The following is a 25,775-nucleotide window of genomic DNA, read 5'->3' as shown; positions in this document are numbered from 1 at the left end:
TCATGGATGAACCTGTTCCGGAATACAGCGGAGGCATTTTTTACAAGGGCCGGAAGGCCCTTGTTCCTGGCGGATGCCCAGCGGGAAACACGGAGAAAATACGCCTTCCCCCGGACTGGGTAAAAACATCCCTGGGAATGAAGGCCTCCCGGCCTTCACTGCCAAGCGAAGCGGAGGCGTTTTTCCACAAAGGAGCTTGGCTCTTCCATAAAGCCGTTATCCCTACCCCGCACTCCCATTTCAAGAACGGTATCCCTCACAGATCCCGCCCAATGCCATTATCCGTGGAAGCCTGGGAATTGGAGTAAATCAGCTGGGAGGTATCATACCCCAGTTCCTCCGCGCAATGGAGCATCGGCTGAAGCTCTTCATCCCTCAACTGCGGCGTCCGGGCCAGCAGCCACAGGTAATTCAGGGAACCGCCGGAAACCACGGCGCGGCTGTAATCCTCATCCAGAAAGGCCACTTCATACCGGCCGTACACCAGCGGCACGAAGTACACTTTCAAATGATTGGGGGCGTCTCCCACCACAGCCTTCGCATGAGCCTCCTTCCGTTCCCCGGTACGGACGTCATAACCGCTGTTGGTAACGGAAATGGTACCGTTCTCTCCATGGTCATACCGGGCAAGCACCTTGCGAAGCCCGCGCTCAAACCAGTTTTCCAGGCGCGCGATTTCGTGCCATTCCCCCAGATAACGTTCCAGATTGAAATCCGGCATGGGGTCGGTTTTGACGGAATGGCCGTGAAACAGGGAAGTAACGATGGTCTGTATGATACTCATGATTTGACAGGGAATGCTTTGTTAAAAAAGGTGCGGATATCCGGATATTGAAACTCAAATCCCTCCCGCATCAGCGTCTCCGGAATGGCGCACTGCCCGTTGGTAATCACCTGGGAGGCTTCCCCCATCAGCAGGCGCAGGACGGCGTCCGGAACATGGATGGACAGGCGGGTGTGGAAATGTTCTGCGGCAGCCTTGTAGAATTCCCGGTTGGTGGTGCGTTCCGGAGCCGTTACATTGACCGGGCCGGAAATGTCCTCCTTCCCCATGATGAAAATCAGGGCATCCACCAGGTCCTCCAGCGCCACCCAGGAAAAGGGATGGTCCGGGTTCCCTACCGCCGCCGTGATGCCGAACCGGGCCGGGCGCACCATTCTGGGGAGCGCTCCTCCATCCGGGGAAAGGACTACGCCAAACCGGGTGCGGACCAGCCGCACGGAGTCGTTCACCAGTTCCGCCTCCTTTTCCCAGGCCCCGCACAATTCCGCCAGAAAGGAATCCGCCGCCGGATCGTCCTGTTCGCCATGGCAGCCGCCGGCCGGGCTGTAATACCCGACGGCGGAAGTGGAAATCATCACTTCCGGAGGTTCGTGCAGGCGATTGACCGCTTCCACCAGCTTGCGGGTGGTCATAATGCGGCTCTCCACCAGTTCCTGCTTGTAAGCGTCCGTCCACCGCCGGTCGATGGGCGCCCCGGCCAGATTGATGACAGCGCGGCATCCCGCCAGAGCCTCCGCCAGGCAATCCACGCTGTCCTGCGTGAACAGATAGCGCCACAAAGGCGTCACCTGATGCCCGAACACCGCAAGACGGCTGGACAAGTGGCTGCCTATAAATCCGCTGGAACCCGTAATGGCTACATTCATGACTGTAAATCAGATGGCGGCCCGTCTCCGCGGAGGGCGCTCCGGAACACTGCTGGAAATATCCCGCACGGGAACGGACAACCTTTACCGGATAAGACATTTCCACCTCTCTCCTCCGTTCAGCGGAGGACATACTTTGCCGCCTTCCTTTTCCTGAAACGCGCTCTTCACCGGAATTTCCCCTGCGGCCGGACGGAAAAAGAGAACTTGATTTTCACCGGGTGCCTTTTATGTTGGAAACCGTCACAACCACTACTCTCTCATGAATAAAACCCCCAGAGCTTTCCTTTCCCTGCTCATTCCCGCCATTGTCATCATTGCTGCGGGTGCGGCGGCCTTCTCCTTTTACAATTTCAGCAACAAGCGCGTGCTGTCCGGTTTTGCCGGCTACGTTTATTCCAAGCCCATTTTCGGCCAGAACAAGTTTGAGGGCATCCTGATCGGGCCATCCTCCACGGGATGGGTATGGCGGAGGGAAGTCAGCAAGGTTTCCATCACGCCGGATACCACGGTGGAGGAATTCGATGCCCGCAACGGCGGCGCCATCCTGGGCAAGGACAAACTGCCCATCTCCTGCAAGGCCTCCCTGGTTTACCGCCTGGACCCGTCCCGAGTGAAGGAATTCATGGAGGATTACGGCGGCATCGCGCAGAGCTCCGGCCGCAATGACGACGAAGTGGCGGACGAGATCATGCTCTTTGCCTACAAGAATTTCATCCAGCAGCCCTTCCGCACCGCCGTACGGGCGGAATTGAGCCAGTACAACGCCCTGGACGCCTCCGGCAGCCTGCAAAAGATTTCCGACAACGTTTACACGCAGTTGAGCAAGCGACTGGACGGCACCCCCTTCATCGTGGATTCCGTAGCCGTGGGAGAAACCAATCCTCCGCAGGCCATCATTGAATCCGTCGTGAAGAAAGTGCAGACCACCCAGGAAAATGAACGGAAGGAGACGGAGCTGCAAATCGCCCGGAAGGACATCGCCATCCAGCGCGCACGCGGGGAGGCGGAAGGAGCCATGAAAATGGAAATAGCGCGCCAGGAAGCGAACGCCAATCTGGCACGCGGCGAGGCGGAAGCCAAAGTCATCGTCATGCAGGGGAAAGCGCGCGCGGAAGCTTCCCTGGAAGCCGCCAGGGCGGAAGCGGCTGGGCTGGCGCTGAAGGAAAAGGCCATGGGGCCGAACGTGCTCCGCGCCAAGGCCTTTGAAAACATGCTGAACAATGCCAAGGTCTACCTTCCCTCCGGCAAGGATGCGGAAGGGAACATGTCCGTGCTGGGCATCCTCAATCTGGACAGGGAGTCCGCCAAATAAGCCTCGCTTTCCCCGGCGCTGCCGGACTGGCGGCAGTCATGAGGCGGCGGGACCGGAGATGGAAAAACCGCCCTCCTCCTCTTCCCCGGCAAATTCATGCTTGAGCATGAACAAGCCGCACATGTTCATCAGCACGCAGGCGACATACAGCTTCACGGGCGCCATGGCAAAATCCATCAGAAACCCGGAAGGAAGGCTCAGAATCACCCATCCCCCCGCGCAGATGGCGCCGAGCAGCCCGGCATAGGGAAGAGGCGCCTTTCTGACAAGCCCCCACCAGCCCGCGGGAGAAAGCCCGGAAAAACTTTCCAGCACGGAAGTCCTCATGAAAACGCCCGGGAAATAAGCTGCACCCGCCGCAATGAACAGCCAGATAAGGGGGCTGTCCATGTCCCAGTCCATCACTCCCAGATAAATGACCAGAGGCAGGAAGGAGACTGCCATGCACATTACCAGCCGGATGTAAGGCATCATCAGATCGTCCAGCCATTCCTCCAACTCCGGAAAGAGGCAGATTTCCTCCTCCCCCATGGCGGACCGCTGCACCATCTTCATGAAAAAGGCGCACATGAACGGTTGCAGGAAACAAAAAATGGCAATCCAGCCGATGAGGGGCGCCCAGGCCGCCAGGAACATGGCCCATACAATGAGGACGGCAAAGGCAAAAACCATGGGCCTTCCACGGAAAGGATAGCCCAGAGAAGAGAGATAGTCGGACATTCAAAAATGTTAGAGCAGTCCGTTCACACCGTCAACGCCTTATTGCCGCTCTAACAAAATAGTTCCTCCTTGTTTCAGGAATAAAAATTCTCCACGGTCCGGACGACGCGCTCCATGTCCTGCGGCCCGCAGCGCTGGTCCACGGGAAGCGGCAGAAGATGCAGCGCCAGCTTCCGTTCCAGGCTGTCCGCCGGGGCCTGTTCCAGCACCTCCGGCCACAGCAGGGGAACCAGGATGCGTTCATCAATCAGCACATTCCTCAGCTCGGGAAAAGCCGTCCAAAACGGATAGCAAAACGGAGCGGACAAAGAATCCGGATCCACGGAAAGGCGGTTCAGATGTCCCAGCCTTTCGTGCAGAAACAGGAAATTGTCCATGCGGCGCAATCGCGCCTGCTCGTAATCAATTCCGCGCATTAACCGCTCCGTCAGACGGGACATTTTCCGCAGGGGGGCGTTTTCCAGCCTCCGTTCGTTCCGTCCGCAGGCGGCGGAAGCCCTTTCCGGCCCACGTTCCAGGCATCCCAGCAGAAAGGCGGCATCCGGCAGAGACTCATCCCGTTCCTCCGGTTCCGGCAGCGGCTGGTCTGCGTCCATGACGGCGATTCCCCCGTCCGGAAGGCCGGAAAACTTGCGCGGACTGTACAGGGACGCCACGCCGGGACGGGCGGGAGAATACAAGGCCAGCGCATTGTCCACAACCAGCCTGCCGCCATACCGGGAGGCCAGCCGGTCCACGTACTTCTCCTTGATGCCGAAGTAGTTTGTATACATCAGGAATTCCCCTTCCTCCAGCTCCGGCAATTCTTCCGGCTCCAGATGCCCGTCAATGCGGTAAGGAATAACGGGAATGTGAAGCCGTTCCATCGGTTCCAGCACCGTTCCGCACGTATAAAGGGGCACGTGGACACGGCGCACGCCCCCCAGGCGGCGCAGGATATACTCCAAAGCGCGCCTGCCGGAATTCACGGCCACGCTCCGGCCGGGATGCCACTGAGGGAAATTGCCGTATTCCGGCAATTCCAGGCCGAAAAAGCCGCCGATGTCCGTCCGCCCTTCCATACGCCACGCAATACTACATCTCCCTTTCAAAGGAAAGCGCCATCTGGAACGGCACCCTTTCCCGTACCAGGGAACCAACCGAACACGACTGGAAGGAAAAAATCAACAAGGAATGAATCTGGAGCATCCGGGAGAAAGCCGCCGGACAGCCCGGCAGCAAGCCCCTCCACACAATCTCCTGAACCCTTCCCCTCATTTTGAACGAACAACACTGAAATAAAATCCTGACCTTATGCCTTCATCATTTACACTCCACAGCAAGGACCTGGGCGGCGTTGCCACGCCTGTCCACCGGCACACCAGCATAGGCGGCGGCAATCAGTCCCCCGAGCTCTTCTGGACCAATCCGCCGGAAGGAACAAAAAGCTTTGCCGTTACCATCCATGACCGGGACGCGCCTACCGGAAGCGGATTCTGGCACTGGCTGGCCGTCAACATTCCCGCCTCCGTCAGGGAACTGCACGCGGATGCCGGAAATCCGGCCACCCGCCTGATGCCGGAGCAGGCGGTCCAAATTCGCAATGACGCCGGATTCGCGGGCTACAGCGGCAGCTTCCCTCCCCCGGGCCACGGGTGGCACCTGTACCTGGTCACCGTTTATGCGCTGGATACGGCGTCCCTGCCCGTGGCTCCGGATACCCCGGCCGCCCAGGTAGGCTTCCAGCTCTGGCAGCACACGCTGGAAAAAGCGTCCCTCGTCTTTTACGACCAGGTACCGGCAAAATAACCTGTACCGGAGAAAATCACCGTTTCTACCGGGCTTCCGGCTTGGCCGCCTTTCCGGCGCCCATCCAGGTTGCCCGGTGCCACAGCCCTTCCAGCACCCCGTAACGGTGCCGCTCCAGCCACCAGCGGCAGAACCATATCTGCCCGGCCATGGCGGCGCAGCCGATTGCAAAGCTGGCCAGATACCCGCAATAAGGAGCCAGCCCCATCGCGTACGGGAAGAAAATCAGGGAGCCTATCAGAGACTGGGAGACATAGTTGGTCAGGCTCATGCGTCCATAAGTCAGCAGAGGAACCGTCACTTTCCTGAAATATTCCAGCCGGTACAGCAGGACGAACCCGGCTACCCACACGCCGGTAAAGCAGACATTGTGCCACATGGTGAACACGGTGTGCACCGGGGCAGGCAAATCCGGCAGGGACATCACCACATAAAACGCCACGGCTCCGGCCAGGGAAAGAAGCATCCCCCGGGTCCAGAACATGGCATTCCGGTCATTCCGCAAAAAGAAATCCTGCCGCCCCAGCACGAACCCCAGCAGAAACAGTCCCGGAGCCTGCATCAGGCGCCCCGCCTCAATGCCCCAGGCCAGGCTTGCCCACTGCCCCACCGTCAGGTTCTCCCACGCCATCAGCCAGAAATTGCCCGTATCCACAGCCGTTTTCAGGGCAGCGTACGATTCCGCAACAGCCAGGGAGGGAGGCGCCCAGCCCGGATTCACCCACTGCGCTGCCGCATACGCCCATTCCAGGGGCTGGGCCAGGAAGAACAGGGATAATACCACCAGAGTGGAAGTCTTCAGCCGGCGGCACGGCACCAGGAGCAGCCCTGCGATGGCGAAGGTCAGCAGCACGTCTCCGCCCGGAAAAAACACCGCATTCATGCAGGCGAACACCGCCAGCAGGCACATGCGCCAGACAAACCTGCCCGCAAAGTCACGGCCCTTCCGGGCCTGGTTGCGGTACTGGATGGCAAAGGTGAACCCGAACAACAGGGCGAAAATGGTGTAGGACTTTCCGGCAAACAGGAAGAAAAAAGCGTCCTTGAACTGCTGGTTGGCCGCCTCCATCACCGGGGAGGAAGCCACGGGATAGGAATTGTAGATGAAATGTTCCAGGAAATGCAGCAGCATGATTGCCATCACGGCAAAACCGCGCAGGGCGTCCACCACATAAATGCGTTTGCTGTCGGGAGAGAGTAAGGGTTCCATGGCTATGATAGTACGGCGTACGGAACGCCTCTGTTTCAACAGAAGCCACCTATACACCATGAAAAAGCCTTTTACAGCCAAAATCGCAGCCGGAGCATCCTTCCGGAAAATTTATTCCATGCCGGGCGGCGGACGCGTCCCCCCGGCCATGGTTGCTGCGCGGTCAAGGACATATCCGTGCCATCCCCGCCCTTCCGCATTCCGGAAAGCTCAATACCGCTTCCCAGGGATGAGCCGGAGAACGATCTTCCCCCTGCCCCCGCAGACAATGAAACCCGGTGCAGGTACCCCGGCGCTCCCCGGAAACGGGAACACCTCAGCACAAACGGCCGATATCTGCCATCAACTCCCGCACGTCTTCCTCCCGCGTGGCCCAGCTCGTGCAGAAACGCACGGTACTGTGGGAGGGGTCCTCCCGGCGCAGGTAGGCAAAGCCGTACTTCTTCCCCAACTCATCCAGGACGGAATCGGGCATCGTGACGAACTGCTGGTTCGTCCCGCTGGCAACGGGGAGCGCCAGTCCCCTGGCGCGGCAGAAATCCCGGAGCATCACGGCCAGACGGTCCGCGTGGGCCCCCAGGCGGAAATAAAGGCCGTCACGGAACAGCTCCAGAAACTGGATGCCCAGAAGCCTCCCTTTCGCGAGCCGGCCGCCCTTCTGCTTGGCAATGTAGCGGAAATCCTCCTTCAGGGCATCATGGCGCAGCACCAGGGCTTCCCCGAACAGGGCGCCGACCTTCGTGCCGCCGATGTAAAAGGCGTCGCAGAGGGAGGCAATTGCCGGCAGATCCAGATCATTGCCTTCATCGCACAAGCCGTAGCCGAGGCGCGCGCCGTCCATATACAGGTACAGCCCCCGGCGGCGGCAGACTTCGGAAATCTCCTGAAGTTCCCTCCGGGAATAAATGGTCCCCAGTTCCGTCGGCTGGGAAATATAAACCATCCGGGGCTGCGGCATATGTTCATGGGTCTCGTCGTCCCAATGGGCGTGCCACGCATCCTCAATCTGCCGGGCCGTCAGCTTCCCGTCCAGGGATGGAATGGCGGAAACCTTGTGGCCGCACGCCTCCACCGCTCCCGACTCATGGACGTTGATATGGCCCGCATCCGCACACAGCACGCATTGATGGGGGCGCAAGGCCGCCGCAATCACCGTGAAATTGGTCTGGGTTCCTCCAATGAGGAAATGAATGTCCAGGTCCGTTCTGCCGCATAAATTAGCGATCAGCTCCCGGGCCCGGCCGCAATAGGGGTCCTCCCCATACCCGGCTGTCTGTTCCATATTCGTTTCCGCCAGCCTGCGGAGAATATCCGCATGGGCGCCTTCACTGTAGTCACAGTTGAAAAGAATCATTGCCTTCCTGAAAAACGCGGGGACTGTAGCCCGGGGCGCCTGTCATGTAAAGGAAGATGAAGAATACCTCCGGAACAGGGGCAAGCCACGTCGCGGTTCCGGCGGAGGGCGGCAGGGCGCAAGCGGTTTCACGGCACAGATGCCGGAGGCTCAGCCATCCTCCGCTCCGCCCAGGCCGCTTATTCCGGCAGCTTCACCCTTTTCAGCGTAAACTCCATCTTGGAAATATCCCCGCTGGCTTCCTGAATGCGGGAATTGGTGAAATACAGGTACCCGTCATGAATGCTGAACGTGTCCGGCCAGCTGATTCCGTCCCCGGAAGCCAGAACCTTGATCTCCTTGCGGTCCGGAGTGAGATAGACAATGCGGTTCTCTTCCAGGTCCCCCATGTAAAGGTTGCCCCGGTCGTCCATGATCATGCCGTCCGGGGAAGGCGTTTTCATGGAAAAAATCCTGCTTTCATCCACCTTCCGGTCAATCAGTTGGCGGGTGGGTATTCCATACAGGGTTTTACCCGTCAGGGCGTGGAAATACAGGATGCCGTTCTTCCGGTCCAGGGCAATCCCGTCGGCATGGACTTTTCCGTCATGCCTCTTCCCCTCAACGGTGACATGGTCCTGCTCCGCCGTCGTATAGGGGTGATGGTCCAGCATTCGGTAATTCTCTCCGCTCTTTATATCCAGGACGATCAACCCCGGATCGTTGGAATCCGTAAAATAAATTTTGCCATGCTCACGGTCCACGCGCAGGTCATTAATATAGGAATCCGGACTGGTGGATTCCGCCAGGGGATACTTCCTGACAAGCTTGTCCGTATTGAGGTCATACACGTACAATGCAGAAACGGCGACAGTCTTGCCGATCATGGGATTCTTCGTATCAATCACATAAAGCCTGTCTCCGTCCGCAACCACGGACTGCACGCACACAAACGCATCTCCGTCTCCGGGCATTCCCTTCTCCCACCGGTTGGTTTTCTCATCCGGATAAGGGGTATAGCTGCCGTCCTTGCGGACCTCCGCCACGGAGCACGGAATCTGCTCCCGCCAGCGGGGAAAATTGACAAAAATCCTGCCCTTGTCCGACACCGTCACTCCGGTCACCTGCGCCCCCTTGAACGAGGAGACGTCCTCAATCTTCGCCTCCGCACGCCCGGCCGGAGCAAACGCGCACATGAGGAATAAAACAACGGAAGCGGAAAAGAAAAAACATTTAACGGGGAACATGGGATTTTAATTTCTCTATTGACTGCAAGACAATACTGAGGCGCTCCGCGTTCATTCCCCGCGGGCGCAGCTTTCCTCGCAGCACCACTCCCGTCATTTGCAAAAAAATGCCCCGTTTTCCCGCACCTGATGCCATTTTGAATGGAAACCGCTATCCCCAAGAAACCAGTAAGGCCGTGCAAGCAGTTAACTTGCACGGCCTTGTTTGGTGCGCCCGAAAGGACTCGAACCTTCACGGGGGAACCCCCACTAGAACCTGAATCTAGCGCGTCTACCAATTCCGCCACGAGCGCACATGGTTTGGTAAGAACGGGGGTTATTATGCACAGCGGCGGCGGATTGGCAACTATTTTCCTGCACATGAAAGAAAATATTTTCCAGGACCTCTTTCCCCCCGGCAACCGGGACGGCATGGAAACGATATAAGGGCTTCTCAAATCCTTCCGTATGCAGTAGTCTCCCCTCAGCATCAGAGGCACCACCATTGCAGGCTTGTGAATGAGACGAGGGAAAAACCGCTATTGAACCGTTTTGAGGTCATGGAAATGGGGTTCGGCCTGTGCACGCTGGCCGCCCTGATGTGGCTGCTGTGGTGGAACGGCTTCGGCGAGATTCATGAGGACCAGCTTTCCCTGCGTTATTTCCGGGAAATCCTGTCCCTGCTGGTGCTCGGCCAGCTTACCGGAGTTCTCGGCATCCTGCGGGAGAAGTGGCTTGCCAGGTCCATCCGGAACCCGCGGTGGATGGAGCTGGGGCTGGGCCTCCTTATCCTGGTCATGCTGGCCGGGAATTTTTTCAATTCCACCTTTATTTCCAGAATAGAGCTTCAGAATATTTTCCGCGCCCTCTGCCTCTGCTACGGAGCGGCTCCCCTGCTGAACCTGAAGGAGTATTTTTTCCGCCTGGCCCGCCGGAACCGGGGGTTCCACCTGCCGCGCATCCGCCCGGCCCTGCTTTTCCTGCTCACGCTGATTGCCTTCATTACGCTGGGGGGAACCCTCCTCATGTCGCCCGGCGCTACCAAGGACGGCATCATTCTTTCCCCTACGGACGCCTATTTCATCAGCACCAGCGCCGTCTGCGTCACGGGGCTCGTGCCCCTGAACGTCCATGAGCATTTCACCAATTACGGGCAGACCATTTTGCTGGTGCTTTTCCAGGTAGGCGCTTTCGGCATCATGACGTTCACTTATTTCGTCTCCCTGATGGTGGGCCAGGGCCTGAGCCTGCGTTCCAAGGTGACCATCAGCAACCTGCTGGATGAAGAGGGCATCGCCCAGGTGGACCGGTTCATCAAGAACATCATTGCCGTCACGTTCGGGGTGGAGGCACTGGGAGCCATAGCCCTTTATTTTTCCTGGAGGAACGTACCGGGGCTGGAGGGGGACACGCTCTGGTGGTACGCCGTGTTCCATTCCGTTTCCGGCTTCTGCAACGCAGGGTTCAGCCTGTTTGCGGACAACCTGGCTACGCCGGATGTGGCCTACAATATGGGCGGCCAGATTACCATCATGGTGATGGTGCTCTGCGGCAGCCTGGGGTTTGCGATGTACCTGGAGATCGTCCGCCGCGCCAGGGTGGCCCTGGGCTGGGACAGCCGGAACACTATCAGCCGCCACTGGTCCACGTACAGCTGGCTGGTCGTGCGCATGACCGCCGCGCTGGTGCTGGGCGGCGGATTGATCCTGTTCCTGATCAAGGCGATTGACGGCAGCCTGTTCACTTCTGCCGATCCCTGGTACTGGATTCTGTGGGAAAGCCTGTTCAACGCCACGGCGCGCACCGCCGGGTTCAATATTTCAGACATGGCGCTCAACAGCGTCCCGTACGCCCTGTTCCTGGGGGCGCTCATGTTCATCGGCGGCAATCCCGGTTCCACGACGGGGGGCGTCCATACCACCGCGTTCGCCGTTTCCTGCGGGGAGGTGGCGCGCATCTTGCAGGGCAAGCAGGACGTAGTGATGCACAAGCGCCGGATTGCCCGCAGCGTGGTGGAGCGCGCCGTCATCACCGTTATCCTGGCCGGGGCCTGGGTAGGCATGATGACCACGGTCATGTGTTTTGCGGAACCGGAACTGAGCCTGGAACGCCTGTTTTTCGAGGTGGTCAGCTCCTTCGCCACGGTAGGTTTTTCCTGGAACGTCACGCCGGAACTCAGCGATGCGGGCAAATGGATTATCGTGTTTAACATGATCGTGGGCCGCGTGGGCATGGTGGCATTCGTGCTGGCGTTCATGAAACAGCCCAGCAAGTCTCCGCTGCGGTATCCGGAAACCAGGCTTCCCCTCAGCTGACCCGCGGTTTTTTTCCGTTTTTCATGACATGCATGGAGACAAACGCATTTCTTTCTTGCATGAAAACGGTTTGAGTCAAGAATGCCGGACCTTTAGCGCCTGCTCCCGGCAGATCATGCCCGCGGGACGCCCTTGTTATGAATAATCCCTCCTTTATTTCCTATCAAAAGATATGGCTCATGTCGTATCCCCTCATGATCAGCCTGATCATTGAGCACATGATCGGCCTGACGGACGCCATTTTCCTGGGCCGCGTGGGGGATGTGGCGCTGGGAGCGTGCGCCCTGGGCGGCGTGTATTACATGGCCATGTTCATGCTGGCTTTCGGCTTCGGCTTCGGGGCGCAGATCATCATTGCGCGCCGCAACGGGGAACGCCGTTACAACCGCATTGGACCCACCATGATCCAGGGCTGTTATTTCATGCTGGCCCTGGCGGTGGTTCTGTTCACCGCCTCCCAATATTTTTCGCCCATCATCCTGCGGGATATCATCGAGTCCCCGCAGGTTTACGACGCCACGGCGGATTACCTGCACTGGCGCACCTACGGCATCTTTTTCTCCTTCCTCTGCGTGATGTTCCGCGCCTATTACGTGGGGATTACCCAAACGAAGATTCTGACGATCAATTCCGTCGTGATGCTCCTGAGCAACGTGGTGCTGAATTACTGCCTCATTTTCGGGAAAGGCGGCTTTCCCGTCATGGGCATCGCCGGGGCGGCCATTGCCTCCAGCGTGTCGGAGGCCGTTTCCCTCCTCTTTTTCATCATTTACACGGGCACGACGGCAGACAAGCGGAAGTACGGCTTCCGCCGGGCGTTCACGTTCCGTCCCCATCTGCTGAAAGGCATGCTGTCCATTTCCGGCTGGACCATGGTGCAGTCCTTCATTTCCGTCTCCATCTGGTTCATCTTTTTCCTGGCGATTGAACATCTGGGGGAACGCCCCCTGGCCGTGACCAACATCGTGCGCAATATTTCCGCGCTGCTCATCATGGTGATCAGCGCCTTCGCCACCACGGCGGGGGCCCTCATCAGCAACCAGATCGGCGCGGGGGAACAGCGCTACCTGTTCAGAACCTGCGGGATGACGCTTAACCTGACGTATGCCATCCTGGTTCCGCTGCTTGTCATCCTGTGCCTGTTCCCGGAACCCGTTCTCAGAGTTTTCACGGATAATCCGTCCCTGATTGCCGCCAGCATTAATTCCGTTTATGTGATGTCCACCTCCACCTTGATCATGGCTCCGGCATTCATCCTGTTTAATGCCGTATCCGGCACGGGCAACACGAAGGCGGGCTTCATCATGGAGATGATTTCCCTGACTGTTTACACCGCCGCCGTTTATTACATCGTCATCAGGCTCAAGCCTGACGTGGCTCTCTGCTGGTTCTCCGAACACGTTTACGGCATTGCCCTGATAGCACTGGCGTGGTGGTACCTGAAGAGCGGAAAATGGCGCGGCAAGAAGGTATAAACAGGAATACGGCAAAACCGCAACCCTTCCCTGCTTTTTTCCACCGTAAAAGGCGGCGGCATCCATCCATGCCCATGACGTTCCTTGATGAGAGCGGCATGGATGGAGGAGCGTCCATTCCGCCCCAGTCAAGCCAACCGGGTTCAACCCGTTTCCCTCATCCATGTCCCGGATAAAAAAGTCCGGCCATTCACAGACGCCGGAAGAATAGATCGATTCGCTCCCATTCAGGAAGAACCTTTAAGCGTGAAACAGGGGTTTTCCATTCTGCAAATCAGGGGAAAACGACGCCAGCGCATTTCCGGAACGGCCTTTCCTAGGAGAGCACCGCCACCTTTCAGAGGTCTTTCCCAAGGGCATAAAAAAGCCCCGCGGCACAAGCCGCAGGGCAAAAACGGAACAGGCCGGGATTATTCTTCGCCGGAATCCTCTTCGGAATCACGGTCTTCCTCCGGAGAGGAAGCTTTTTCCTGCTGCTGGGGGGCGGCCTTCTGGGCGTGCTTGCGGCGGGATTCTTCCATCATGAAGAATTCCGCGCAGCGGAAGGCGCGGCGCGCGGCTTCACGCGCCGTCTGGTCGTCCATCAGGGCAAGCCCTTCTTCAGACACTTCCGCCAGGAACATTTTCCAGGCGCGGGAGGCCACTTTCTTGCCATCCAGCTGCTTGAAGGAAGCGGAGTCCTGCATGGGCTGGCGGTCTTCGGAGCCGTTGCCCTTTTTATTGCGGCGGCGGCGCTTGCGCTTGTTGAAGGAACCTTCAGAAGCTCCGCCCACGGTTTCCGGCTGGGCAAAGGAGTCTCCGCCATGCTGTTCATGGCGTTCCTGCTGTTCCGGGTTGCGGTTGGGGCGGAAGGATTCGCGCTTGACCTTGACCGGAGCGGCAGCCTGGGGCCTTTGGGAAGCCTCGGGAGCGGTATTTTTTTCAACGGGAGCGGCGGGAGCCGGAGTCACGGAAGGAGCCGGCGCTTCAGCGGCGGGGGCCTTCTTGTCAGCCGCCTTTTTGGCGGGTTTCACGGTTTTTGCCTTGGCCGCGGTTTTCGGGGCGGACTTGACCGTTTTGATTTTGGGCGCTTCTACGGAAGCGGCGTCAGCAGCGGGCTTCTTTTCAGCCGCGGCGGCCTTCTTGGTCGTAGAGGCCGTCTTTTTGGCAGCCGTTTTGCGGGCAGCCGTTTTTTTGGCTGCGGACGCTTCCGGAGCACCTGTTTCTAATGGTTTTTTTGCCATAAAATTTCAAGTGAAAGAAAGGATTATGAATCAATTCCGGAGATTGTCGAGATTTATCACGGAGCCTCATCCGGAAGGGCCGGCAAATCTTTCAAAAGCGCCTTGTACTTTCCCGAATCAAAGGGGCGGCCGCCCACCACCATCTCATTAATGGTGATGGCAAGGGCCTGCGCCATCAGTTCCAGGGCTTCCTGCTCTTCCAGTTTTTCCCGGCCCGTCAGGCGCTCCAGGCAGGCCTTGACATAGGCAGTGTCCGGCGCTTCCAGCTGCTCCCGCACGGCAGGCACCAGCGTTTCAATCATTTCATCCGGTATTTCCATAAGATTTTCCTTCTGCTGTTTGGATTACCCTAACGAAGTTCAGGAGAATTTTCCCCTGTCCGCCCCTGAATTGCGCTGCCAGGATGCCGGCTCCGTAAAGGTAATATTAATTTTTCAATAATTTGATTCCAATGATCAATCCTCGATTTTTGCCTTTAATTCTTCTTTCAATTCAGAGGGAATGTCATTCCAGTGCAAGTTCAGCAACGCCCCTTCCAGAGAATACAGGTAATAACATACAGGCACCGTCTTGTCAGGATAGTTACCGCATATTTTTTTAAATGCCTCAACGGAAGTCATTTTCTCAAGATCAGCCAAGGTGAACACACCGATTTCATTAAGGCATTTTTTTATAGCCGCCCCGATGTTTTTTGCCTGCCTTAAATCGCTTGTTATCTTGAATTTCATTTTCATTGCGGCTTATTTACCGTCATCTCACTTTCGATTCCCTCCCGTTTTTTTATCGCAACATGGCTGATGTTCCGGGTTGCTGCTCCGTTCCATTTCCACAGGGATGCCTGCTGTTTTCCCTACATGGCGCCCATGCGGCTGCGGATGACGGATTGCAGCTCCGTTTCAAATTCCCTCAGGTCATCCGCCGTGGGTTCCCCGAGCGTGGCGTCCCAGTTGATGCGGCCCGTGCGGTCGATGTCCCACACGCCCTGGGCTCCGCTCCTGAACAGAATCTTGCCGGCCATCAGGGCATGGGGAGGCGTTATCTCATCCACGGTTACCTGGGTTTTACCCAGCAGAGAGGCGGGGGGAGCCGCCGCTCCGGAAAGCTCCGCCGGCTGCTCGGCCTGGGGTTCCGGTTCCGGCTGCCTGATTTGAATATCCAGGTCCTGAAGCAGGAACCTGGTATCCATGAATGTCAGCTTGATGCCCAGGTCTTCATGCAGCCTCTTCTGGATGGCGTTTAAATCCAGCCCTTCTTCCGCCCAGTCCCGGATGGACCGGACCTGCTCCGGAGATAATTGATCAGGGTTAATCATGATATGTATTTGAGTTAGAATGATGCCTTTTTGTTCGCGGCCAGCCATGCATTCCAGCACGGAATGAACGCGGGGGAGAAGTCCTGCGGGCGACGCTCCACCCATGCCTGGATTTGTTCCGGCGTAAACCACTGCACGCTATCCACTTCCGCCGCGGGAAAACGAACTTTCCCGGAGTACCGCCCTTCATAGAGCGCGATGAATTCCCAGCCGTTGTTTTCACCTGCGTCAAAGTCCGCAATTTTCCGCAGCTCGCAGCCGGAGATGCCCAGTTCCTCCTTCAGCTCCCGCGCCGCGGCCTCCCCATAGCTTTCCCCGGCATCCAGATGCCCGGCAGCGGAGGAATCCCACTTGCCCGGCTGCCTGTCCTTCCACAGCGATCTTTTCTGGAGGAGCACAGCCCCATGCTTGTTGACCAGGAACATGTGCACGGCGCGGTGGAGAAGGTTCCCTTCATGGATTTCCCGGCGCGTGCCCTGCCCCGTCATCTGGTTGAGTTCGTCCACCACGTCAAACAATTCGTCCCCGCTCTGCGCCACGTCCTTGAGGGGGTTGGCGTCGTAAGCCCGCGCCAGCTCCACCCACTGGGCCAAATTCAGTTCCTCGGCCCTGGCGGAAGGGGAAAGTCCCAGGGAGGCGGCTACTTCCTCCCACGGAGGGGACGCCGGAAGCTGTTTTTTCAACTGCTTGCGCCTCTGGGAGAAAGCCTTGCGCATCAGCTCGTCCATCAGCCGGTCGTCATACGGGGGCAGGTCGCGGACGGGGCGCGGCGTGAGCAGCATCACGGTGGAATCAATCCGGGGCCGGGGATGGAACGCTTCCGGGGGAATAGTTTTCAGGGCGCGGGGAATCCAGTTTTTCTGGATGCGCAGGGACAACAGCCCGAAGGCGTCGTCATCCGGAGTCGCCAGAATGCGGTCGATGAATTCCTTCTGGAGCATCACCACGGCCCGTTCCACGGCGCTGGGCCTGGACAGGAAGTTCTGGAGAATGGCGCCTCCCGCGGAATAGGGAAGGTTGCCCAGGAACTTGACGGGAGCTTCCGCAAACAATCCCCGCGGGTCCCAGGACGCGCCGTCCGCATGGTGAACCTCCACATGGGGGTCTCCGGCCCAGCGCTCTTTCTGGTATTCCGCCAGGCGGGAGTCGAATTCCACCAGAATCAATTTGCGGCAAAGAGGGGCGGCGTGCTCCGTCAGGGCTCCGGTTCCGGGCCCTACTTCCACCACGCAGTCCTGTGGCTGAATTTCAAGCTGGCCCACAATCCAGCGCGCCACATTTTCATCCGTCAGGAAGTTCTGTCCCAGGGATTTGCTGGGGCGCACTTCGTGATCTTCCAGAACATTCCTGATCTCGGACGGTTTCATAATAAGGGGATGTTCTCAAAAATGCACATCAGGAGCCAGTAAAAAGCGGGGCAGTTTCCGGCATGAAAACGGAGGGCGGCCCGCACGCCGCCAGAGGAAAGCGCCCGGACCATGCAAAGGAGCCTTGCCCCTTGCGCACCGGAACGGGAGCGTTGCCGCCCCATGCGTCCGGCATCCTGCGCATGAGCGGCGGCAGACGTATCACAAATTGACAAAAAGGGGAAAACATGTCACTTTTACAGGTGTCCAGAACAGTGACGCAGCCTGCCGCAAACCGGAAGTTTCCGCAGGTTCCGGCGCGTACGGACACCCTTGCCGGAGAAAAGGTTGAACCGGCCCAACAGCAATTTGATAAGATCATGAAAGTACTTGTAACCGGCGGCGCCGGATATATTGGTTCCCACACGGTGCGCCAGCTCGTCAAAATCGGCGCTGACGTGACTGTGCTGGACAACATGGTGTACGGCCACATCGGAGCCCTCGTGGACCCGGAGGTGAAACTGGTCAAGGGCGACCTAGGAGACGCCTCCGTCGTGTATCCCCTCCTGATGAAGGGCGGCTTTGACGCCGTGATTCACTTTGCCGCCTTCATCAACGTGGGAGAGTCCGTCCAGGACCCCCTCAAGTACTACATGAACAACATCGCCCGTCCCCTCGTCCTCCTGGGAGCCATGCAGGCCGCCGGCGTCAAGCGCTTCGTCTTCTCCTCCACCTGCGCCACGTACGGCGTCCCCACCCAGATTCCGATCCCGGAAACGGAAAAGCAGGATCCAATCAATCCTTACGGCAGCTCCAAGTACATGCTGGAAAAGGTCTGCAAGGATTGCGACCGCGCCTGGGGCCTCAAGAGCGTTTTCCTGCGCTATTTCAATGCCTCCGGCTGCAGCGAGGACGGCCTGATCGGTGAAGACCACGACCCGGAAACCCACCTCATCCCCAACATCCTGCTCACGCTGACCGGGGAAAAGGAATACATCGAAGTCTTCGGCACGGATTACGATACGCCGGACGGCACCTGCATCCGCGACTACATCCACGTCAACGACTTGGCGGACGCCCACCTGAGAGCGGTGGACTACCTGATGAAGGGCGGCTCCACGGAATGCTTCAATCTGGGAACCGGCCTGGGGCTTTCCGTCCGGGAAATCCTGGAAACGGCTGAAAAAGTCACCGGCAGGAAAATCCCCGTCCGCTACGGTCCGCGCCGCGAAGGCGACCCGCCCCGCCTGATTGCCAATCCCAAGAAGGCCAGGGAAATCCTCGGCTGGGAAGCCCGCTGCAAGGACGCCGGAGCCATCGTGGAAACAGCCTGGAAGTGGATGACCGGTCCGCGCCACGGCCACTATTGATTCCCTTTCCTGCCTTAAAGGATCATTCCCTTTCCGCCCTGCCATGCAGCCCATGGCAGGGCTTTTTTCGCAAAACGAACGGCATCCGGCTTTTTCCATGGTCAGCCTGTGCAGGGAAAACACGCGCCTGAACATGCGGGACATTCCTTCCGTATTCCCCAGCCTTCTTCATCCGCACCCGGGACAGCCCATGCTCCGGCCCGCAAACAAAACTAGGAAACGCTCCTCCCCAGCCCGGACGACTGCCATAAAACTCGTAAACCGCTCACCATAAAACACCGTTTTATTCATATCTGGTCATCATGCAGACCAGAGGAATATTAACATCTTTGCACTCGCCCCAACCGGAAAAAACGTTATATTATTCTCAGGAACCTCCCTTACTGCATGAGCCTGCACATTGAAAGTACCGAAGACGCCCTTGCGGAATTGAAGAAACAGCGCGTCAAGACGCTGACCGCCGCCATTTCCGTCTCCTTCCTCGGCGTCGCCCTCATGGGCCTTCTCCTTTATTTGGTGCATATCATCGTCGCCATTCCGGAAGATCCCCCCATGGTGGCCTACGCCACCCAAGAAGGCGACAATCCGGATATCGACACCCCGGAAGTCACCCAGACCACCCAGCGCCCCAGCAGTTCTTCCACTGCCGCGCAGGTGAAAGTGATTGCCGCCGTAGCCACGGCGGACGTCGCGGTGGTCAATCCGGACATTGAAGTGGACGTCCCCTCGGAAGAGCTTTCCATGGGCATCGACATCGGCGACGGCTTCGGGACCGGCACGGGCGACGGGGACGGAGGCGGCATTCCCGGCATCATCTCCAAGCGCTGCGACCTGAACGACCGCATGAAGCGCATCACGGAAAACGGGGGCACTCCCCAGTGCGAGGAAGCCGTGGTCAAATCCCTCAAGTGGCTCCAGAAGCAGCAGAACAAGGACGGCTCCTGGGGCGGGACTCCCCAGAATTACAAGTGCGCCATGACGGGCCTGGCCCTGCTCTCCTACCTGGCCCACTGCGAGACCCCTCTTTCGGAAGACTTCGGGGAGACCGTCCTGAAGGGCATCTCCTTCCTCGTGGACCAGGGCGTGAAGAATCCCGTCATTTCCCTGGTGCCCCAGAGAAACGAGGTCAGCTATGACCACGCCGTAGCCACCTACGCCCTGTGCGAGGCCTACACCTTCTGCAAGCAGATGGACATTCCCTCCATCGCCAACCTGGAAAAAGTCGTCATCAAGGCCGTGGACAAGATTCTGGACAACCAGAACGTCGATGGCGGCTGGGCCTACAATTACAACACGAAGGCAGGCGCCCACACGGACCTTTCCGTCACCGGCTGGAACGTGCAGGCCCTGAAGGCCGCGGAGCACGGCGGCATCCGCCCCACCAAGGGGGAAATACGCACGGCCCTGCGCAAGGCGGCCTCCTATTGCCGCAAGTGCGGCAAGCCTGACGGCCTCTTCACCTATATGCAGGAAGGCCGGGAAGACGCTACGGCCCGCCCCTCCCTGGTGGGCGTGGGCGTGCTTTCCCTGCAAATGTGCGGCAGCGGCTCGGACAGCACGGCGCGCAAGGGGCTGGACTGGATGCTCAAGAATACCAACCAGCCGTTCAACTGGAAGGCCAACAACACTTCCTCCAACCTCTACCAGCATTACTACGGGGTGCAGGCGGCCATGAACCGCGGCGGCGATGTCTGGAAGGCTTACAACAGGGCCTTCCGTGACTCCACCCTCGGCGCCCAGGCCTCCGACGGGAGCTTTGCCCCGAACGGCTTCCCCGGGCCGGGGGGCCTCGTGAACACCAACGGGGGCAGCATCAACGACAAGATTTACCGCCAGTGCCTCGCCACGCTGATGCTGGAGGTGTATTACCGCTTTCTCCCCGGGACGGGAGAAGGCACCAAGAATTCCTAATCTGATTGACAGACCGGCGCGTCTGGTTTTAGTATGCTGCCAGCCTCGTAAACAGGCAGGCCAGCAGCATCTACCTGCAACCGGGCAATTCTCCCCATTTTTCAAGGATGCGGGAGCTTTTGCCGTTGCACCAACCAGACACGTCCCTCTATGAGTCTCCACATTGAAAGTACCGAAGACGCCCTTGCGGAATTGAAGAAACAGCGCGTCAAGACGCTGACCGCCGCCATTTCCGTCTCCTTCCTCGGCGTCGCCCTCATGGGCCTTCTCCTTTATTTGGTGCATATCATCGTCGCCATTCCGGAAGATCCCCCCATGGTGGCCTACGCCACCCAAGAAGGCGACAATCCGGATATCGACACCCCGGAAGTCACCCAGACCACCCAGCGCCCCAGCAGTTCTTCCACTGCCGCGCAGGTGAAAGTGATTGCCGCCGTAGCCACGGCGGACGTCGCGGTGGTCAACCCGGACATTGAAGTGGACGTCCCCTCGGAAGAGCTTTCCATGGGCATCGACATCGGCGACGGCTTCGGGACCGGCACGGGCGACGGGGACGGAGGCGGCATTCCCGGCATTCTTTCCAAGCGCTGCGACCTGAACGACCGCATGAAGCGCATCGCGGAAAACGGCGGCACCCCGCAGTGCGAGGAAGCCGTGGTCAAGTCCCTCCGCTGGCTTAAAAAACAGCAGAACGGCAACGGCTCCTGGGGTGAAGGCCAGTTCCGCGCCTCCATGACCGGCATCTCCCTGCTGGCCTACCTGGCCCACTGCGAGACCCCCCTTTCCGAGGAATTCGGGGAAAACGTCCTGAAGGGCATCTCCTTCCTGGTAGACCTGGGAATGAAAAATCCCGTCATCTCGGAACAGCCCGCCTTGAAGGAAATCTGCTATGACCACGCCGTAGCCACCTACGCCCTGTGCGAGGCCTACACCTTCTGCAAGCAGATGGACATTCCCTCCATCGCCAATCTGGAAAAAGTCGTCATCAAGGCCGTGGACAGGATCATTGACGCCCAGTGCCCCAACGGAGGCTGGGCCTACAGCTACAACAACAAGATCAATCCGGACATCGACCTTTCCGTCACCGGCTGGAACGTGCAGGCCCTGAAGGCCGCGGAGCACGGCGGCATCAAGCCCACCAAGGGGGATATCCGCTCCACGCTGCGCAAGGCCTCAAGCTACGTGCGCAAGAATGTGATGCCGGACGGCAAGTTCGCCTACAAGGAAAACGGCAACATGCCCCGCTCCTCCCTGGTAGGCGTGGGCGTGCTTTCCCTGCAAATGACGGGCAACGGTTCTGACAGCGCCGCCCGCAAGGGGCTGGACTGGATCAAGAACAACGTCAAGACCCTCCAGTGGGGCCAGGGCAGCGGCACGGAAAACGTCAAGAGCAACCTTTACATGCACTACTACTGCGTGCAGGCGGCCATGAACCGCGGCGGAGACGTCTGGACCTCCTACAACAAAGCGTTCCGGGACGCCGTGCTCAGCGGCCAGAATGCGGACGGCAGCTTCCGGAAGAACGATGTGGGTTACGTTTCCGGCATGACCGGCAAGTCTGAAAACATCTACCGCCAGTGCCTGGCTACGCTGATGCTGGAAACCTATTACCGCTTCCTGCCCGGTACGGGTGAAGGCACCAAGAATTCCTGACGAAATTCACCGGCTTTTTCGCAGCCCTCTTTCCTTCCCGGGAAAGGGGGCTTTTCCTATCCCTCGCGCGGAACGGGAGGCCGCTTTTCTTCCGCCAGGGGTATTTCCAAGCCTTCTTAAGTAACATTTTAATAACAACATGCTAAATATAAGTATATTATAAATTTTTAACTTGTACCTGCGCACTCTTGGGGAGATGGTGGAATCCTAATCAAACCCCATTCCTTCCATGAGCCTGCATATTGAAAGTACAGAAGAAGCCCTTGCGGCACTGAAACAACAGCGCGTTAAAAACCTGGCCGCGGCGGTCTCCGTCTCCGCCCTTGGCGTCGCCATGACGGGCCTCCTGCTCTACCTGGCAAATATCATCACGTTCCTTCCGGAACCGCCTTCCATCATTACCTATCCGTCGGAAAACCAGGGACCGGAGGAACCCGACACACCCGAACTCGTCAGGAAAGCCACACGCCCTTCCAATTCACCTGCCGGCCAGCAGGTGAAAGTCATTGCCTCCAGCACCCCCCTGCATATTGCCGTGCCCATTCCGGATTTGGAACAGGATGCTCCCACGGAAGAGTTTTTCACGGGTATTGAAATCGGAGACGGAATCGCGTTCGACGACGGAGAAGGCCCGGGATGGGACAAACCGGATACAGACGTCCTTTCCAAGCGCTGCGACCTGAACGACCGCATGAAGCGCATCACGGAAAACGGAGGCACCCCGCAGTGCGAGGAAGCCGTGGTCAAATCCCTCAAGTGGCTCCAGAAGCAGCAGAACAGGGACGGCTCCTGGGGGGACGGCCCCCAGAATTACAAGTGCGCCATGACCGGGCTCTCCCTGCTCTCCTATCTGGCCCACTGCGAAACACCTCTTTCCGAGGACTTCGGCGATACTGTCCTGAAGGGCATCTCCTTCCTGGTGGACCAGGGAATGAAATCCCCCGTCATCTCCCTGGTGCCGCAAATGAACGAGGTCAGCTATGACCACGCCATCGCCACCTATGCCCTGTGCGAGGCCTACACCTTCTGCAAGCAAATGGACATTCCCTCCATCGCCAACCTGGAGCAAGTCGTCACCAAGGCCGTGGACCAGATTATGAAGGGGCAGAATGCCAACGGCGGCTGGGCCTACAATTACAACACCCAGCCCGGAGCCCACACGGACCTTTCCGTCACCGGCTGGAACGTGCAGGCCCTGAAGGCAGCCGAACACGGCGGCATCAAACCTTCCAGGGGAGAGATACGCGCGGCCCTGCGGAAGGCGGCCATGTACTGCCGCAAAACCGCCCTTCCGGACGGCCTCTTTTCCTACCAGGAAAACGGCCGGGAACCACGGGCCTCCCTGGTGGGCGTGGGCGTGCTTTCCCTGCAAATGTGCGGCAGCGGCTCGGACAGCACGGCGCGCAGGGGGCTGGACTGGATGCTCAAGAATACCAACCAGCCGTTCAACTGGAAGGCCAACAACACTTCCTCCAATCTCTACCAGCATTACTACGGGGTGCAGGCGGCCATGAACCGCGGCGGTGACGTCTGGAAGGCTTACAACAGGGCCTTCCGTGATTCCACCCTCGGCGCCCAGGCCTCCGACGGGAGCTTTATGCCCAACGGCTTCGGAGGTCCCGGCGGAGTGGTGCAGACCAGCCAGAACCGGCATGCCAACGATAGAATTTACCGCCAGTGCCTGGCTACGCTGATGCTGGAGGTGTATTACCGCTTCCTCCCCGGCACGGGGGAAGGCGCCAGGAATTTCTGAACCGCACGGCGCTCCCTCCACACAACGGGAAGAGAGCCGCCGGAGGCAGGCCCCGCACACGGGGGATACGCCTTCTTCCGGCGGCGCGCATGTTAAATCCTGACTTGACCGCGGCGTCTTCTCTTGTTATTCATACGGTTTCCATTTTCCAACGACGTGAATAACAATTCTTCCATTCTTTTCGGCCTTTTTGACGAATTTCTTTGGATCCGGTGCTCCGGACGCGGAAGTTTCGCCAACAGCCCGACCGTCAAATCCCTGGGGGATGATTACATCGCTTCCGGAGGACGCCTGATCGTCATTGACCTGGAAACCTGCTCCGGCATTGATTCCACCTTCATGGGCACTCTTGCGGGACTGTCGCGCCGGCTGCTGCCCATCGGCGGCTCCGTCCAGATCGCCTCTCCCAGCGAACGCTGCCTGAGCGCGCTGGAAAGCCTGGGACTGGACGCCCTGCTCAGCATTGAGCCGCCCACAGCCCCCTGGAGGGGGAAAGTGGACCAGATACGCGCCAGCCTGGGCTCGGAGAACGCTCCCACCGTTCATCTGGATGCCAAGGACCAGACTCTGCACGTTCTCAACTCCCATCTGACCCTGAGCGAATTGAGCGAAGAGAACGAAGAAAAATTCCGCAACGTGACCGACTGCCTGAAGGAAGAACTGGAACGGCAGAAGGATAAATAACCTTCCCCCTATCCAACATGGACATGCGCTCCATGGCCTCCCTGTACGGAGACGCCCGTTCCGCAGCAATGGAGGAAGGGGAAGGCGCCGTCAGGGAACCCGCCTTTTCCCTCCCTGCCGGGCTTCCGGACGAGAGAACGCTCCAGCTTCTCCTGCTGGAAGGCGCATTTGGAACCTCCTTTACGGATGACCTGGGCAGGGAGGTCCGCATTCTGGACTTCGGTGACTGGAACAAATCCGCCGGACCGGATTTTCTAAACGCCAGGATCCGCATCAACGGCGTTCCGCAGGCGGGAGACATTGAACTGGACCCCGCTCCGGAAGACTGGGAACGCCACGGGCACGGCTCCAACCCGGCATTCAGCGGCGTCATCCTGCATCTCGCCTGCGCGCCCAGCCGCAGGGAATGGTTCACCCGCAACGCCAGGCACGAGCGCATCCCCCTGGCCGTCATTCCTCCCGCTGCGCTGGCGCGGGCAAAAACGGCCCCTTCCGGCAATGCCCCGGTGCGCCACTGCCGCCACGCCGACTTGTTAACCTCCATGCCTCCGGAGCTTCTGGAAACCCTCCTTGAGTCGGCAGCGGCCTACCGGTTCCGGAACAAGCACCGCCGCCATGCGGAACGCGCCAAATACGCAGGAGAAGAGCAAACCCTTTTTGAAAGCCTGGCGGAAACGCTGGGCTACCATGCCAACAAGGCCGCCATGCTGCACCTGGCTTTGCGCGCCCCCCTGCGCGCCATCCGGGAATGCCCGGAGGCCCTCCTCTTCGGCACGGCGGGATTCCTGCTCCCCGTCCTGCCGGATTCCTGCACGGCGGAAGCCGTGGCTCATCATAAAAAACTCTGGACCCAATGGTGGCCCCTGCGGGAACAGTTTGAACTGGCGCCGGAGCGCTCCTTCCCCTGGACGTTCTCCGGCAGCAGGCCGGCCAACCATCCGCAGAGGCGCGCGGGGGCGCTGGCCGTCATCGCAGCGGATTTTGCCACGTTCAAGCGTCTTTGCCATTCCGGCCCTACGGAAGAACTGGCGGACTATCTTTCCTCCCTCAGGCACCCTTACTGGAGCACCCATGTGACGCTGCCTTCCGCACCGTCCCCCCGCCCCATGGCCCTGATGGGCCGGGACAGAATTCTGGACTTTACCGTCAACCACCTTCTCCCGGCGAAAGGAGACGAACATGCGTGGCTGCATTACCTCTCCCTCCGGGCCGGACAGGCGGGAACAAAAGCGCTCTCCGTCCACCAATCCCTGCTGGGCGGCAGGCCGGACGCGAAAGCCTTTCTTGCGAAGGCGTGGCACCACCAGGCCCTGCTTCAAATTCACGAGGACCTGTGCTCCCTCCATTCCTGCACCGTCTGCTCGCTGATCGGGCGCATGGGAAAGAAATGAGCGTCTTGCGCCTCTTTCCATAAGCAGGCATGCCAATTCCTCCGGATATTCCCCGGAATGTTTCCCGCCGCCTTTCCGTTAAGAGAAAAAATCCTTTCTC

At 58.9% G+C, this 25,775-nt stretch carries 22 protein-coding genes and 1 tRNA gene; 10 read left to right on the top strand and 13 right to left on the bottom strand.

The features are described 5' to 3' along the window. Nucleotides 1-256: 256 nt before the first annotated feature. Both QSJ36_RS11530 and QSJ36_RS11525 read right to left on the bottom strand, forming a co-directional pair. The gene (locus QSJ36_RS11530; RefSeq protein ID WP_102730236.1) at nucleotides 257-784 is read right to left on the bottom strand and encodes a lipocalin family protein; all 528 of its coding nucleotides are present in this window, start codon (nucleotides 782-784) and stop codon (nucleotides 257-259) included. Beyond that, nucleotides 781-1,650 (bottom strand): TIGR01777 family oxidoreductase, encoded by an 870-nt coding sequence (locus QSJ36_RS11525; protein WP_285468703.1) that lies wholly within the window; start codon nucleotides 1,648-1,650, stop codon nucleotides 781-783. The genes QSJ36_RS11530 and QSJ36_RS11525 overlap by 4 nt, the downstream gene beginning before the upstream one ends. A gap of 262 nt (nucleotides 1,651-1,912) precedes the next feature. Between QSJ36_RS11525 and QSJ36_RS11520 the strand changes: the two genes are divergently transcribed. Next, on the top strand, nucleotides 1,913-2,965 hold the full coding sequence (locus QSJ36_RS11520; RefSeq protein WP_285468702.1) for an SPFH domain-containing protein: 1,053 nt from the start codon (nucleotides 1,913-1,915) through the stop codon (nucleotides 2,963-2,965). Nucleotides 2,966-3,001: 36 nt separating this feature from the next. Here the strand turns inward: QSJ36_RS11520 and QSJ36_RS11515 are convergent, their stop codons facing one another. Further along, nucleotides 3,002-3,637 carry a hypothetical protein gene (locus tag QSJ36_RS11515; protein WP_102721256.1) on the bottom strand — a complete coding sequence of 212 codons (636 nt, stop codon included), beginning with the start codon at nucleotides 3,635-3,637 and terminating at the stop codon, nucleotides 3,002-3,004. Nucleotides 3,638-3,759: 122 nt separating this feature from the next. Beyond that, complete coding sequence (locus tag QSJ36_RS11510; protein WP_285468701.1) at nucleotides 3,760-4,746, bottom strand: hypothetical protein; 987 nt, start codon at nucleotides 4,744-4,746, stop codon at nucleotides 3,760-3,762. Nucleotides 4,747-4,978: 232 nt separating this feature from the next. Between QSJ36_RS11510 and QSJ36_RS11505 the strand changes: the two genes are divergently transcribed. After that, nucleotides 4,979-5,473 (top strand): YbhB/YbcL family Raf kinase inhibitor-like protein, encoded by a 495-nt coding sequence (locus tag QSJ36_RS11505; RefSeq protein ID WP_102726516.1) that lies wholly within the window; start codon nucleotides 4,979-4,981, stop codon nucleotides 5,471-5,473. 25 nt (nucleotides 5,474-5,498) lie between these two features. Here the strand turns inward: QSJ36_RS11505 and QSJ36_RS11500 are convergent, their stop codons facing one another. The 4 genes from QSJ36_RS11500 to QSJ36_RS11485 form a co-directional block, all read right to left on the bottom strand. After that, the gene (locus tag QSJ36_RS11500) at nucleotides 5,499-6,683 is read right to left on the bottom strand and encodes a DUF418 domain-containing protein (protein WP_285468700.1); all 1,185 of its coding nucleotides are present in this window, start codon (nucleotides 6,681-6,683) and stop codon (nucleotides 5,499-5,501) included. A 316-nt stretch (nucleotides 6,684-6,999) separates the two neighbouring features. Beyond that, nucleotides 7,000-8,037, bottom strand: a complete 1,038-nt coding sequence (locus QSJ36_RS11495) for an aminotransferase class I/II-fold pyridoxal phosphate-dependent enzyme (protein WP_285468699.1) — start codon at nucleotides 8,035-8,037, stop codon at nucleotides 7,000-7,002. 179 nt (nucleotides 8,038-8,216) lie between these two features. Further along, nucleotides 8,217-9,212, bottom strand: coding sequence for an L-dopachrome tautomerase-related protein (locus QSJ36_RS11490; RefSeq protein ID WP_285468698.1), 996 nt, complete (start codon nucleotides 9,210-9,212; stop codon nucleotides 8,217-8,219). 257 nt (nucleotides 9,213-9,469) lie between these two features. After that, nucleotides 9,470-9,556: transfer RNA gene (locus QSJ36_RS11485), tRNA-Leu, on the bottom strand. A gap of 201 nt (nucleotides 9,557-9,757) precedes the next feature. Here QSJ36_RS11485 and QSJ36_RS11480 point away from each other — a divergent pair. Both QSJ36_RS11480 and QSJ36_RS11475 read left to right on the top strand, forming a co-directional pair. Then, nucleotides 9,758-11,557 carry a potassium transporter TrkG gene (locus QSJ36_RS11480; protein ID WP_146018176.1) on the top strand — a complete coding sequence of 600 codons (1,800 nt, stop codon included), beginning with the start codon at nucleotides 9,758-9,760 and terminating at the stop codon, nucleotides 11,555-11,557. Between the two features lie 137 nt (nucleotides 11,558-11,694). Then, nucleotides 11,695-13,032: an MATE family efflux transporter gene (locus QSJ36_RS11475; protein ID WP_022398159.1), complete on the top strand. Its 1,338-nt coding sequence runs from the start codon at nucleotides 11,695-11,697 to the stop codon at nucleotides 13,030-13,032. A 410-nt stretch (nucleotides 13,033-13,442) separates the two neighbouring features. On the opposite strand, the gene QSJ36_RS11470 is transcribed toward QSJ36_RS11475, so the two are convergent. The 5 genes from QSJ36_RS11470 to rsmA form a co-directional block, all read right to left on the bottom strand. Further along, the gene (locus QSJ36_RS11470) at nucleotides 13,443-14,255 is read right to left on the bottom strand and encodes a hypothetical protein (protein ID WP_146019179.1); all 813 of its coding nucleotides are present in this window, start codon (nucleotides 14,253-14,255) and stop codon (nucleotides 13,443-13,445) included. 56 nt (nucleotides 14,256-14,311) lie between these two features. Next, a complete protein-coding gene (locus tag QSJ36_RS11465) occupies nucleotides 14,312-14,575 on the bottom strand; it encodes a hypothetical protein (protein ID WP_022398161.1) in 264 nt (87 codons plus the stop codon). A 135-nt stretch (nucleotides 14,576-14,710) separates the two neighbouring features. Then, nucleotides 14,711-14,983 (bottom strand): TfoX/Sxy family protein, encoded by a 273-nt coding sequence (locus QSJ36_RS11460; protein WP_102721325.1) that lies wholly within the window; start codon nucleotides 14,981-14,983, stop codon nucleotides 14,711-14,713. Nucleotides 14,984-15,105: 122 nt separating this feature from the next. Further along, nucleotides 15,106-15,567 (bottom strand): hypothetical protein, encoded by a 462-nt coding sequence (locus QSJ36_RS11455; RefSeq protein WP_102728674.1) that lies wholly within the window; start codon nucleotides 15,565-15,567, stop codon nucleotides 15,106-15,108. Between the two features lie 14 nt (nucleotides 15,568-15,581). Then, entirely contained in the window at nucleotides 15,582-16,934 is a 1,353-nt protein-coding gene (gene rsmA, locus QSJ36_RS11450; RefSeq protein ID WP_022398163.1) for a 16S rRNA (adenine(1518)-N(6)/adenine(1519)-N(6))-dimethyltransferase RsmA, read from the bottom strand. Nucleotides 16,935-17,293: 359 nt separating this feature from the next. Here rsmA and galE point away from each other — a divergent pair, with 359 nt between their 5' ends. From galE to QSJ36_RS11420, 6 genes are all read left to right on the top strand, one after another. Then, complete coding sequence (gene galE, locus QSJ36_RS11445; RefSeq protein WP_102721324.1) at nucleotides 17,294-18,283, top strand: UDP-glucose 4-epimerase GalE; 990 nt, start codon at nucleotides 17,294-17,296, stop codon at nucleotides 18,281-18,283. A 387-nt stretch (nucleotides 18,284-18,670) separates the two neighbouring features. Next, complete coding sequence (locus QSJ36_RS11440) at nucleotides 18,671-20,194, top strand: prenyltransferase/squalene oxidase repeat-containing protein (RefSeq protein ID WP_215451168.1); 1,524 nt, start codon at nucleotides 18,671-18,673, stop codon at nucleotides 20,192-20,194. Nucleotides 20,195-20,344: 150 nt separating this feature from the next. Beyond that, a complete protein-coding gene (locus QSJ36_RS11435) occupies nucleotides 20,345-21,847 on the top strand; it encodes a prenyltransferase/squalene oxidase repeat-containing protein (protein ID WP_102726523.1) in 1,503 nt (500 codons plus the stop codon). Nucleotides 21,848-22,076: 229 nt separating this feature from the next. Further along, a complete protein-coding gene (locus QSJ36_RS11430) occupies nucleotides 22,077-23,600 on the top strand; it encodes a prenyltransferase/squalene oxidase repeat-containing protein (protein WP_102721240.1) in 1,524 nt (507 codons plus the stop codon). Nucleotides 23,601-23,756: 156 nt separating this feature from the next. Further along, a complete protein-coding gene (locus QSJ36_RS11425) occupies nucleotides 23,757-24,284 on the top strand; it encodes an STAS domain-containing protein (protein WP_022398168.1) in 528 nt (175 codons plus the stop codon). A gap of 17 nt (nucleotides 24,285-24,301) precedes the next feature. Further along, the gene (locus QSJ36_RS11420; RefSeq protein WP_285468697.1) at nucleotides 24,302-25,675 is read left to right on the top strand and encodes a DUF2851 family protein; all 1,374 of its coding nucleotides are present in this window, start codon (nucleotides 24,302-24,304) and stop codon (nucleotides 25,673-25,675) included. Nucleotides 25,676-25,775: the final 100 nt, after the last annotated feature.

Origin of the sequence: Akkermansia sp. NBRC 115031, assembly GCF_030268505.1 — a bacterium.
Classification (GTDB): Bacteria; Verrucomicrobiota; Verrucomicrobiia; order Verrucomicrobiales; family Akkermansiaceae; genus Akkermansia; species Akkermansia massiliensis.
Note: the sequence above shows the minus strand (reverse complement) of the source record. Positions and strands in the feature narration are given on the sequence as shown.

What these genes read in the sequence shown, in the direction of transcription:
- QSJ36_RS11530 (WP_102730236.1), bottom strand. Translation starts at nt 784, where the DNA reads ATGAGTATCATACAGACCATCGTTACTTCCCTGTTTCACGGCCATTCC.
- QSJ36_RS11525 (WP_285468703.1), bottom strand. Translation starts at nt 1,650, where the DNA reads ATGAATGTAGCCATTACGGGTTCCAGCGGATTTATAGGCAGCCACTTG.
- QSJ36_RS11520 (WP_285468702.1), top strand. Translation starts at nt 1,913, where the DNA reads ATGAATAAAACCCCCAGAGCTTTCCTTTCCCTGCTCATTCCCGCCATT.
- QSJ36_RS11515 (WP_102721256.1), bottom strand. Translation starts at nt 3,637, where the DNA reads ATGGTTTTTGCCTTTGCCGTCCTCATTGTATGGGCCATGTTCCTGGCG.
- QSJ36_RS11510 (WP_285468701.1), bottom strand. Translation starts at nt 4,746, where the DNA reads ATGGAAGGGCGGACGGACATCGGCGGCTTTTTCGGCCTGGAATTGCCG.
- QSJ36_RS11505 (WP_102726516.1), top strand. Translation starts at nt 4,979, where the DNA reads ATGCCTTCATCATTTACACTCCACAGCAAGGACCTGGGCGGCGTTGCC.
- QSJ36_RS11500 (WP_285468700.1), bottom strand. Translation starts at nt 6,683, where the DNA reads ATGGAACCCTTACTCTCTCCCGACAGCAAACGCATTTATGTGGTGGAC.
- QSJ36_RS11495 (WP_285468699.1), bottom strand. Translation starts at nt 8,037, where the DNA reads ATGATTCTTTTCAACTGTGACTACAGTGAAGGCGCCCATGCGGATATT.
- QSJ36_RS11490 (WP_285468698.1), bottom strand. Translation starts at nt 9,212, where the DNA reads ATGTGCGCGTTTGCTCCGGCCGGGCGTGCGGAGGCGAAGATTGAGGAC.
- QSJ36_RS11475 (WP_022398159.1), top strand. Translation starts at nt 11,695, where the DNA reads ATGAATAATCCCTCCTTTATTTCCTATCAAAAGATATGGCTCATGTCG.
- QSJ36_RS11470 (WP_146019179.1), bottom strand. Translation starts at nt 14,255, where the DNA reads ATGGCAAAAAAACCATTAGAAACAGGTGCTCCGGAAGCGTCCGCAGCC.
- QSJ36_RS11465 (WP_022398161.1), bottom strand. Translation starts at nt 14,575, where the DNA reads ATGGAAATACCGGATGAAATGATTGAAACGCTGGTGCCTGCCGTGCGG.
- QSJ36_RS11460 (WP_102721325.1), bottom strand. Translation starts at nt 14,983, where the DNA reads ATGAAATTCAAGATAACAAGCGATTTAAGGCAGGCAAAAAACATCGGG.
- QSJ36_RS11455 (WP_102728674.1), bottom strand. Translation starts at nt 15,567, where the DNA reads ATGATTAACCCTGATCAATTATCTCCGGAGCAGGTCCGGTCCATCCGG.
- rsmA (WP_022398163.1), bottom strand. Translation starts at nt 16,934, where the DNA reads ATGAAACCGTCCGAGATCAGGAATGTTCTGGAAGATCACGAAGTGCGC.
- galE (WP_102721324.1), top strand. Translation starts at nt 17,294, where the DNA reads ATGAAAGTACTTGTAACCGGCGGCGCCGGATATATTGGTTCCCACACG.
- QSJ36_RS11440 (WP_215451168.1), top strand. Translation starts at nt 18,671, where the DNA reads ATGAGCCTGCACATTGAAAGTACCGAAGACGCCCTTGCGGAATTGAAG.
- QSJ36_RS11435 (WP_102726523.1), top strand. Translation starts at nt 20,345, where the DNA reads ATGAGTCTCCACATTGAAAGTACCGAAGACGCCCTTGCGGAATTGAAG.
- QSJ36_RS11430 (WP_102721240.1), top strand. Translation starts at nt 22,077, where the DNA reads ATGAGCCTGCATATTGAAAGTACAGAAGAAGCCCTTGCGGCACTGAAA.
- QSJ36_RS11420 (WP_285468697.1), top strand. Translation starts at nt 24,302, where the DNA reads ATGGACATGCGCTCCATGGCCTCCCTGTACGGAGACGCCCGTTCCGCA.